At 41.0% G+C, this 11,089-nt stretch carries 2 protein-coding genes and 1 pseudogene; 2 read left to right on the top strand and 1 reads right to left on the bottom strand.

Annotation, left to right across the window (positions count from 1 at the left end; translation table 11 throughout):
* Nucleotides 1-65: 65 nt before the first annotated feature.
* Together L2764_RS23510 and L2764_RS23505 are read left to right on the top strand one after the other, a co-directional pair.
* The gene (locus tag L2764_RS23510; protein ID WP_248942767.1) at nt 66-425 is read left to right on the top strand and encodes a hypothetical protein; all 360 of its coding nucleotides are present in this window, start codon (nt 66-68) and stop codon (nt 423-425) included.
* Nucleotides 426-1,548: 1,123 nt separating this feature from the next.
* Entirely contained in the window at nt 1,549-9,009 is a 7,461-nt protein-coding gene (locus tag L2764_RS23505) for a non-ribosomal peptide synthetase (protein WP_248942766.1), read from the top strand.
* Between the two features lie 80 nt (nt 9,010-9,089).
* On the opposite strand, the pseudogene L2764_RS23500 reads toward L2764_RS23505, so the two are convergent.
* Nucleotides 9,090-10,187, bottom strand: a pseudogene (locus L2764_RS23500) (ISAs1 family transposase).
* Nucleotides 10,188-11,089: the final 902 nt, after the last annotated feature.

Here is an 11,089-nt window from a genome sequence, read left to right as displayed (position 1 = left end):
ATGAATTCGTCGCCACTGCTTATCGCTAATCATTTTACGAGACATATGAATTTCAAAGAGAAAAATTGTATCTTAATCAGCTAATCATGGCCAATTGTCAACGCCCCCTAGATCGTAAATTTTCTCATGAGTTATCGTTTTCTGCCCAAATATTTGACAACCGAACGTTAAAATTTATGTTTCCAGTTGCGTTTACTGATTCAGATTATGTTGACGCTGTAGCTTGCTTTTTTGACTTTCTAAGAGAATTAGAACTTGGCCTTACAAGTCTAGAGGCTATCGGTGTGGAGTTAGAAAGCCTTTTACCTAGGCGTTCTATTGGTGTTGTTTATGACCCAGAGTTAAAGAAAGTAAGCTGGTATAACCCGATGCCTCCGGAACTTAGAGAAGAGATTCGTAGGGAGTTACAGCAAAAAAACACATAATCGGGTAGCCGGAGGTATCTAGCTACCACCCACCAGCCTGCATGCGGCTCCGCACAGGGTGAAATATAGACATCCATCATTAATGGTATATTTTAAATCCTCTGACTAAGCTTGATGGACTAGTTGAAGTAGGAGGTAACTCGTTAATACTGACCTCGGCCACACCCAAGAAGAACGTTTATTAGGAAAAATTTATTTTTACTTATCAAGAATATTCCCCTCAGTTAATCAACTGAGTTGTTATTCAACAGCCTAAAACTCACCAATTCCACTTATATCACTCTTTTTTCAAGATTATTAGCAGGTAATGTGTTGAAAATGGTTCTGATCTAGATTTGATAGATACTGAGTGTTGATATCTTTTAGAATTCTCAGTATGTTATTGATTAATAATGGCTGGCTATAACGATTGGCTAACAAAAGCACCGATTTTGTCAGCAAAAGACAGTCAAGGTTTACGTTTTGATCAGGCACCTAAGTTGTAAGTACCCAGTAAGCTGAGGCTGTCTTGGTTTTTTGATTCACCTCGCTGATTTTTTGTTATTTTATCTGTTCCCTAATATCATTTTCACCGCTAATTGGTATGAATGGATATTTCCGGCGGCTTCACAATGCGATCTATCCTGAAATAAGGGGCAATAAAGGTTATTGAAGATGTACTTTTTTCGGGGGAGACTTTACAATCACAACATGGTTTTATATAGTGTATATAGTGCACTACATAAAGGCACTCGTCATGTTGCTACGGAAGCCATATACATATAAAAACAGCCTGAGTTTTAAAGTGTACTTCGACGGTTCGGCTCAAGACATTCAGACAGAGCTGCATGTTATCGGAAAAAGTAAAACCGCAATCTTCCCTTATGCCCGCTCCTAAAGGCACCGTGTTACATGATGACTCCATAAGTGGTTTAATTCTTTTATTTTCAAATTCATATGTTACGGTTTAATTCTCCATCGACAGTTAAACATTGGAGATCCAGTAAGGGCAAGCCACGTTTCGCTCTATTCCGGAGAGCCAATGTTCAGAGCAGAGGTGACGACTCTCAATTGAATGCTTTCAGAGAGACGCTTTATAACCTGTAGCATTGTAACCATGTTAACCTAATAAGTGAGTTGCTCAATGAGTATCCCTAATTTTTTTAACACAGATTTATTTTCCCTGCACCCCGCCCAAGATAATGTTTGGTACGATCAGAGGGTTTACTCCTACAATCCTCAATACAATATTACTTGGTATCAAGTGCTTGATGAAGCTGTTGACCTTTCTCGACTCAAGCAAGCCTGGAAAAAAGTCGTTACGGATTGTGATGCCTTGCGTTTGGATATTCAAGCTCAAGCCGACGGGTTACCGAAGCAGCGAGTGCTGCCTCCTGAGCAAATTATTACGGAAATTACGGCGCTGGATTTTTCCGGACAGGTTACGGACCAAGCTGCCCAAGCATGGATGCGAGCGCAATGCGAGCACGTATTTGACGTGGAGCGGGGCGAGCGGTACCAGCTGGCGCTACTGAAAATAGAGTCTGGGCGGTATTATCTTTTTTTCTGCTTTCACCATCTTTTTATCGATGCGATGTGCGTGTGTCTTATTTGTGAACAGATGTTAAGTGCTTATCAAACACTGACTGCAGCAGCTCCTAGTCAAATGAAAGCGCTTCCTGACTATCGTTTAGTTGCGGAAAAAGCCGCCAATTACCTGCTTTCAAACCGTTATAATCGTGATCAAGATTATTGGCAGCAGTTTCTACAGCAACATGAAATGAGTCGGCTACCTCGGCTCTACTTGCAGCAGAATCAAGCTCATCTTTTTGAAGTTGAGCTGAGTCAACAACTGACCGCAGAGCTGCGTGAATTCTGTCAAACACATCAAACCAGTTTAATGGGCCTCTTGCTGAGTATCGTCACCCTCTATTTCACTCGGGTGTTAAATTCCGATGAACTGGTAGTCAGTAGTGCCGTACATGGACGTAGGGGGAAAGTTGGGATGCAGACTGTGGGTATGCATTCGAATCTAATCGTGATCGCAACAGCAGTGGATGAAAAACGCCATTTCATTGATCTACTCAAACAGTGTAATAATCAATTACGACAAGGGATGCGTCATTCACAGTTTCCCTATGGTCATTTGAGTCGAATAACGCCCAATTTCAGAACGGATATTCAAATAAACTATCAATTTCATCCTCAAAGTGCGCTTGGAATAAAAGTCGATTATTTGATAAGTGCGTCTGGCTCAGGACCGTTAAATATCAGATTGATTGATTTTCAGGATGTGGATACTCTCAGATTGCGAATGACTTATCAAGACGCTTACTTTAACGAAATTGATATAGCACAATTATGCAAGCGATTCATGCTGTTGATGGAGCAATGTACGCAGCGACCAGAGGATCCCCTTAGTTATGTAGACATGTTATTTGAAGAAGAGCAGCACATGTTACTGCTGGAGTGGAGTCAAACTGATGCGCCCGCTCTTGAAAATAAGGAGGCACAAGATAAAACCTTGCAGCAATTGTTTGAAGAACAAGTTGAAAAAACACCGAGCAATATTGCCCTCGTTTTTAACGATAGTAGTAATAATCAATTTGAAGATGAACAGCTGACTTACCAAGAATTGAATGAGCGAGCCAATCTGTTAGCTCATCATATACGGGCACAATATCAAGAGAAACATCAACAACCTCTACGACCTGATACCCTGATAGCCTTGTATCTTGACCGCTCCTTAGAGATGATTATCTCCATTCTTGCGGTGCTCAAAGCGGGCGGAGCCTATGTGCCTATTTCGCCTGAATACCCGCAAGAGCGTACCTTGTTTATGCTGAATGATACTCAAGCCAGCTTTGTGATTACTCAAGGGCATTATCAAGCTCAGTTGAATACATGGTTAGATGAAGCGGGTATTGGTTGTTATCCTCAAGATAGCAGCGATCTTGAGAATAACAGCCATCATCAGCGCTGCACTATTATATTAAGTGACAGTATTTCTAGTGGTATTAGTCTGAGTGGTGATAAGTGGGCAATTCAGCCATGTACGAATCCAAGTTTAATTAATCACCCCACTGATTTAGCCTATGTGATTTATACTTCGGGCACCACAGGAAAACCTAAAGGGGTCATTATTGAGCATGGGTCGGTATTAAACACATTACTATCAATGAATTCTGTTTATAATATCACTGAAAAGTATCGTAAAATATCCTGTTTTAGTCACTATACCTTTGATGTGTCTATTTCGGAAATGTTTAATAGCTTATGCTTTGGTGGTGAACTGCATCTCTTTAGCTCAAACGTCAGAAATAACCCTGATTTTTTGGTGGATTATATCGAACAGCATCAATTAAACTTTGTATTTGTTCCGCCTGCCGTGTTGGCGATGATGCCTCAGCGTGAATTACCTTCAATACAGGCACTCATTTTTGCTGGTGAACCTTGTGAGCCTTCCGCCTGTTTATATTGGGCCAAACATTATGCGTTATATAATTTTTATGGTCCTACGGAAACGTCTATATACGCCTCAGGTAAACGCGTGATAGAGAGGAACTTAAATGAAATTGGTCGCTCCGTCGATAATGGCCGCTTGTATGTGCTATCTCCCATGGGATCGCCTGTGGGGATCGGCACGCCTGGGGAACTCTTTATTGGCGGTGCTGGTTTATCGCGAGGCTATTTGAATCGTCCCAAACTCACCGCTGAACGTTTTATTGATAATCCATTTGCCACAGCAGCGGATATTGAAAAAGGCTATACCCGTTTGTATAAAACGGGCGATATCGTACGTTACTTGCCTGATGGTGATTTAGTTTATTTAGGGCGTAATGACAGTCAAGTTAAAATCCACGGTCATCGAATTGAGCTGGGTGAAATTGAGACAGCGTTAAGTCGCATTGACGGTGTTAAGCAGGCAGTGGTGATAGACCGTCAGCATGTTAATGATAGTCACAGTGAGTACATGAGTGAAAACCGTCACTACCTCGCAGCTTATGTGGTGGTAGAAACGGTCAATATCGATACAAAGGTTTTTATTAAAAAGGTTCGTCAGAAGTTAGTCATTGTATTGCCTGGCTATATGCAGCCCGCCAGTTTTACCTTGATTGAGCGTGTGCCACTGACCCTTAATGGTAAGCTTGACCGTCAGGCGTTGCCAGAGCCTGAGTTTGTGGATAGTGATGTTTATGTGGCGCCATGTACGGAGATGGAAAAGCAGTTGTGTGAGATTTGGCACGCCGTGCTGGGTCTTGAACGGATTGGCATTCATGATAATTTTTTCTATATTGGCGGGGATTCCATTGCGGCGATTCGTTTAAATGCCAAGGGTCGGCAACGGGCAAATATCGACATTCCCTTGGCTCAGCTGTTTGCTCACCCTACGATTGCAGAGCTTGCGCTTGAGTTAGGCACAGAAGCGTTAACCATTCCCCGTACTGGAGTCAATGATGAGACAAATGATAACAGCCACATATTGTCTTTTGCTCAAGAGCGGTTATGGTTTATTGAGCAATTTGAGGGCGGCAGTGATATATACCATATACCTTATTTGACCCGTTTGCAGTCAGCTACCGATACAGAGCTGCTATTGCAAAGTATCAATATGATAGCCGCGCGTCATCCGGTGCTCAATAGTGCCTATCAAGAAGTGAGTCAAGCAGCGGGTCAAGAGACGAATCATGTTGCGAGTGATACCCGTACCCATCTGTTAAATAGGCCGTTGAGCTATCAATTAAATAGCCTGTTCAATAGTGCAGCGTTGGAGCCAGCCGTTAAAGCTGAGATAGCGACGCCGTTTAAGTTAACCGAGCAAGCACCAATACGCTTGTGTTTGTACGAGTTAGCGCCAGTGTCAGAGTTGAGTGACAATAAGCAGCTGGGTGGGAGTGAGCGTTACTTATTATTGATGTTGCACCATATTGCGTTTGATGGTTGGTCGATGGAGGTATTCTTTAATGAATTGATTGAATGTTATCAGTCATTAATGGTGGGACGAGCGCCCAACCTGCCAGAATTGTCGATTAGTTATGCTGATTTCGCGTATTGGCAGCGTGATTACTTGCAAGGTGAGGTACTTGATATACAGTTAAACTATTGGTGTGAGCAGTTATCCAATGCAGAGACGTTAAACTTGACCACTGACCATGTCCGCCCTGTAAAAATTGATTATCAAGGCGCAGATTATTCAGTGAGTTTAGACACCACTGTCTCTGCAAGATTACGAACCTTGGCTCACACCCAGAATACTACCCTGTATACTGTGATGCTCAGTGGTTTTTATTTGCTGTTGAGTAAGCTGAGTAATCAGCAAGATATTGTCATAGGCACCCCCTCGGGTAACCGCCAGCATGCGCAAACGCAATCCTTAATTGGTTTTTTTGTCAATGTGTTAGCGCTAAGAGTTGAGGTTGCCCCCGCATTAAGTGTCAAGCAGTTCATTAAGCAGGTGCATGTTTGCGTACAAGGAGCGAAGATGCACCAAGAGTTGCCGTTTGAGACGTTAGTCAGTGAGCTGGGTCTTGAGCGAGATATGTCGCGTCACCCGCTGTTTCAGGTGATGTTCAGTGTGCAGAAGTTTGGCCGAGATGTGGTATTGCAGTCATCAACATTATTTACACCTGTGACGTTTGATAATACTCCCAGTGTATTCAGTCCGGCCAAGTATGATTTAAGTCTGTTTGTGGATGATGGGGGTGATGAGCTCATACTGCAATGGAATTACGCCTTAAGTTTATTTACAAAAGATACGATTGCGCGTTTTGCTCAGATGTACCAAAAAGCCTTAACTATTATGCTTGAGGAACCGCAAATCTTGTTGGGTCAAGTTGATTTGCTGTCAGATGAAGAGCGCTACACTTTGCTGCACGAATGGAATCAAACAGAGGTGCCCGCTCTTGACCATAAGGAGGCCCAAGATAAAACCTTGCAGCAATTGTTTGAAGAACAAGTTGAAAAAACACCGAGCAATATTGCCCTCGTTTTTAACGATAGTAGTAATAATCAATTTGAAGGTGAACAGCTGACTTACCAAGAATTGAATGAGCGAGCCAATCTGTTAGCTCATCATATACGGGCACAATACCAAGAAAAACATCAACAACCTCTACGACCAGACACCCTAATAGCCTTGTATCTTGAGCGCTCCTTAGAGCTGATTATCTCCATTTTGGCGGTGCTCAAAGCTGGTGGTGCTTACGTGCCTATCTCACCTGAGTATCCGGCAGATCGTACCTTGTTTATGCTGAATGATACTCAAGCCAGTTTTGTTATTACTCAAGGGCATTATCAAGCGAAGCTGAATGCATGGTTAGATGAAGCGGGTGTTGATGGTCAGCTTGAGGGTAGCAGAAATTTTGAGGATAACAGTTATCAGCGCTGCACTATTGTTTCAAGCGACAGTATCTTAAGTGGTAGTATTTCAAGTGACGATGATGAGTGGACACCTCTGCCCTGCACCAACCCAAGCGTGATAAATCAAGCTGCTGATTTAGCCTATGTGATTTACACCTCTGGCACCACGGGTCAACCTAAAGGGGTGATGATTGAACATAAAGCTGTGATCAATCGACTTCACTGGATGCAGTCTCAATATCCATTAATGGCTTCGGATATGGTTTTGCAAAAAACACCTTACATCTTTGATGTTTCGGTGTGGGAGTTACTCTGGGCTAATCAAGTTGGTGCTTGTGTGGTTGTCGCAGCACCTGAACTTCACACTCAGCCTTTGGTATTAAATGAACTTATTATAAAAGCCAAGGTAACAAGTTTGCATTTTGTGCCGTCCATGCTTAATGTGTTTAGTCAGGTTCTGTATTCAGAGGGGAAAACCCTTCCACCCTCAATCAAACATGTTTTTTGCAGTGGTGAAGCTTTAACCGCAGCACATATGGACATTTTTTCCAAAATCAATATTGGTAACGTGCAATTATCCAATTTATACGGACCAACGGAAGCGGCTATTGATGTAACTTATTTTGATTGCTCTTTCGCTCAAGGAAATGGTATTCCTCCTATAGGGAAGGCCATGGGTAATATTAAGCTCTATGTACTTAGCGATCAGTTATCCCCAACGCCCATTGGCACTCCCGGCGAGCTTTACATTGGCGGCGCAGGTTTAGCCCGCGGTTATTTAAATCGGCCTGACCTGACCGCTGAGCGTTTTATTAATAATCCGTTTGCCACCGCAGATGATATTGAAAAAGGCTATATCCGTTTGTATAAAACTGGGGATATGGTGCGTTACTTTCCTGATGGTAATTTAGAGTTTTTGGGGCGTAATGACAGTCAAGTAAAAATCCGCGGTCACCGAATTGAGTTGGGTGAAATCGAAATGGCCCTGAGTAAAATAGCGGGAGTTAAGCAGGCGGTGGTGATTAACTGTCAGCATGTTAATGATAGTCACAGTGAGCATAAGAGTGACTATCATCAGTACCTTGCGGCTTATATAGTGGCAGAAACGATTAATATCGATACAAAGATTTTTATTGAAGAGCTTCGTCAGCAGTTAGTTATCACATTGCCTGATTATATGCAGCCCAGCAGTTTCACTTTTATTGAAAATGTGCCATTGACCCTTAATGGCAAACTTGACCGCAAGGCATTACCAGAGTCCGAGTTGATTGATCGTGATAACTATGTGATGCCATGCAATGAAATTGAAAAGCAGTTGTGTGACATTTGGCAGCAAGTACTAGGGTTAAAAAAAATTGGGACTCATGATAATTTCTTCCATCTTGGTGGCAACTCAATTATTGCTATACGATTGATTGCTATTATTAAAAAAGAAATCCATAGAGAAGTGCCAGTAGCATTACTCTTTAGTCGACCCAGTATTTATTTACTCTCTGAGGCACTATTGGATAAAGAATCGCTGCTATTTTTACCCTTAACGCCCAGATCGGCCAGTAATAAAAAATTATTTATGATTCACCCATCGATTGCAGGAAGCGAAGTCTATCAAGGATTAGCGGAACAATTAAAGCCACAATGGCAGTGTTTTGGTGTTAATAATTATAATTTAATCTATGAAGATAAAATTAGTGATGTCAAAGAACTGGCGCAACGATACGTTACAGAAATAGTCACTCAATTAAGTAAAAATGAGCCTGTTGTTTTATTCGGTTGGTCTATGGGGGGGCTGATTGCATTAGAAATTTCGCATTTATTAGAAGATAGAGGCTGGCAGCAGGTAACATTATATTTAGTTGATACACACCTTATGTCTTCAGCAGATAATTATTCTGAGAAAGATGTGCATGAGTGGGAGAGGCTACATACCTTGCAGATTAGACAGCGACTCGTTAATGATGGATACGGTGTAGATTATATTGAAAAAGCGATTGCGATCATCTCTATTGAAAGAGAGATCATGTTTTCTTTTGCTAATATTTGCTTAGAAAGCACGAAAGTCATATTGTTCCAAGCTAAATTTGATTTAGAGCTGAAAGTAAATAGAAATCAATTTGACTTAGACTGTCAAATTGAAGCTATTAGGTCCTGTTTATCCTCAGATTTAAAAGTAGTACCGATAGAACGTTGTCATCATTATAATATATTGAATTCAAAGGTGATTTCAAACTATTTTTTACGGGAATAGTTTGAAGTTTACAAGTGTGTCGGCTACCCTTGTGCCTTAAGGTTTAGTTAAATGAGGGAACAGGGTAACGGCATGAGTGATTAACTTTTATCCACATCAGTAGATCCAGACGTTAATACCTTCTCAAGAAAGGCTGGTTTCATCCATGCTCGCTTTCTCTTTGTTGGAATACTCACTTTCGTTTTTTCTTTTCTTAACATATTCAAAGCGGTTTGACGTAATACCCCCCCCCCAGTTTTCTGCACCGTTATCTTTGTAAATTTGGCAGTCATCTTCATTCATTGTTACATCAAGAAGCCAATGAAGACTATTTTCTATAGCCCAGTGCTCCCTAACGGTTTCAGCAAATTTTTAATCGGTTAATGTCGCTGAACTCATGTAATAACGATATTCTAAGCTTGGCGCTTTCCCTTTCTCTTGCCGATACCTCATGCTAATCCCCACGGTGCTTAGCTTAGCCCACTCTGGAAATTGTTTAGTAAGCTTCTTACCGTCCAGTATTTGATAACTTCTTGCTTCATAACGACTACGATTTTTTCTATATTCAAGTGGGTTGACTCTGAACTGCGAAAATCTTTAAACATATCTTCGACTGCGTTATACAGTGACTTTTGATTTCCCTTGAGTGCTAAAAGATAATCTGCTTTTTGCTTAATGATGGTATTAGCCATGTCTTTTTGGCAGCTCATTGCATCGATAGAAACTAATGCCCCTTTAATATCTAACAGCTTCAATAGTTCAGGTATTGCAGTGGTCTCATTGGATTTAGCATCTGTGTTGACTTGACCAATAACCATATGCAATGTAGAGCGGCGATCTTCTCTGTCATATTAGCCTCTAAGTGTCTTAGCGTCTATCGCGATAATGTCACCTTTTTAGAGCTGATTAATCGATTGCATCCATTTTACGAAACATTGATTGAATTGCTCAGGTTTTATTCTTGCAATAACACGTGCAATCGTATCATCAACAGGGGTGCCTGAAGGTAAAAAGCCATGCTTTTGAAACCAGTCTAAGTGACCTTCTGCGTATTCTTTAATATCTTCCCAACCTTTAGCACCCGCTATAACTGCACATAAGGTTATGAATCATATATAAAAAATGGGGTAAGTGATTTTGGCTGACTGTCGTTGATCATCTAATTGGCCAAAATGCTGTTCAAAAGTGTTAAGGACCATCTTATCTCTCACAAAAAGTGAGTATAAGAATATTACGATAGCTTAAAAACCAAGAGCTTATTATGGTTAGTGGGGGGGGCTACTTGGCGACGAATTAATGATAGAGCATAGAACGTTGTAAATCTTTCCATTTCCCTTCACGCTTAAGGGGGCTGCAACCACATATTAAAATTTCCTTTTCTAATGAGTTAGCGTCTTTGAACTAACATATTAATGTAAATAATCTATTTTTAGGCTTTCCTGTCTGTGCGTTAACAGGGTTATTATATCGAGATCATTTTTTTGTATGAACGCATTGGGCTAATCGTTTTTCAAAAAAAAACTGCCTTTTGACGAGCGAAGGTCATATTATGCTCGAGGGCGAACTCGGGATAGTTATAATCTGCTAAGGTTTTTTCTATACTGGTTTTAGAATCATAGGTGATGCTAAATAGGATGAGTAATTAACCATCAGATTTGACCACTTTAGCTTACAGTTAGTCGTTATTTGACAGATTTATTGATGATATTGCGTATTACCAGCTTGATTGATTAAGTTTTTTTAATGTTAGGTTATCATATGACGATAAATGCGATGGGAACGGGCAATATTTATACTGTATTAAGTGCTTCAGGTGATGGCAATAAAGGGTTAGAGACTCAGTTTGATGTGCTATTGAATAATTAGTTTGAAAATTTATCTGAAGAAAAACAAAGTGTTGGTGAGCTCTTTGATGTGTTAACCACATTGGCTAAGAATAATGACCCAGACAGTATCGGCTTGCTTATGCAAATTGCATGTAAGCCTGATACTAGTACCTTGGCTCATTAATTATGATTGATTGAGCTGTTCATAGGCGCGTGTGAATTTCTCGCGCGCCTTATCAACATTAAACATCCAGTTTATCGATGCTTTTTCTTCG

The organism is Shewanella surugensis (assembly GCF_023284005.1).
GTDB lineage: Bacteria > Pseudomonadota > Gammaproteobacteria > Enterobacterales > Shewanellaceae > Shewanella > Shewanella surugensis.
The sequence above is the reverse complement of the archived record's forward strand: the minus strand, read 5'-3'. Positions and strand labels throughout refer to the sequence as shown.

Coding starts and splice junctions, on each gene's coding strand:
- L2764_RS23505 (WP_248942766.1), top strand. CDS start 1,549: ATGAGTATCCCTAATTTTTTTAACACAGATTTATTTTCCCTGCACCCC.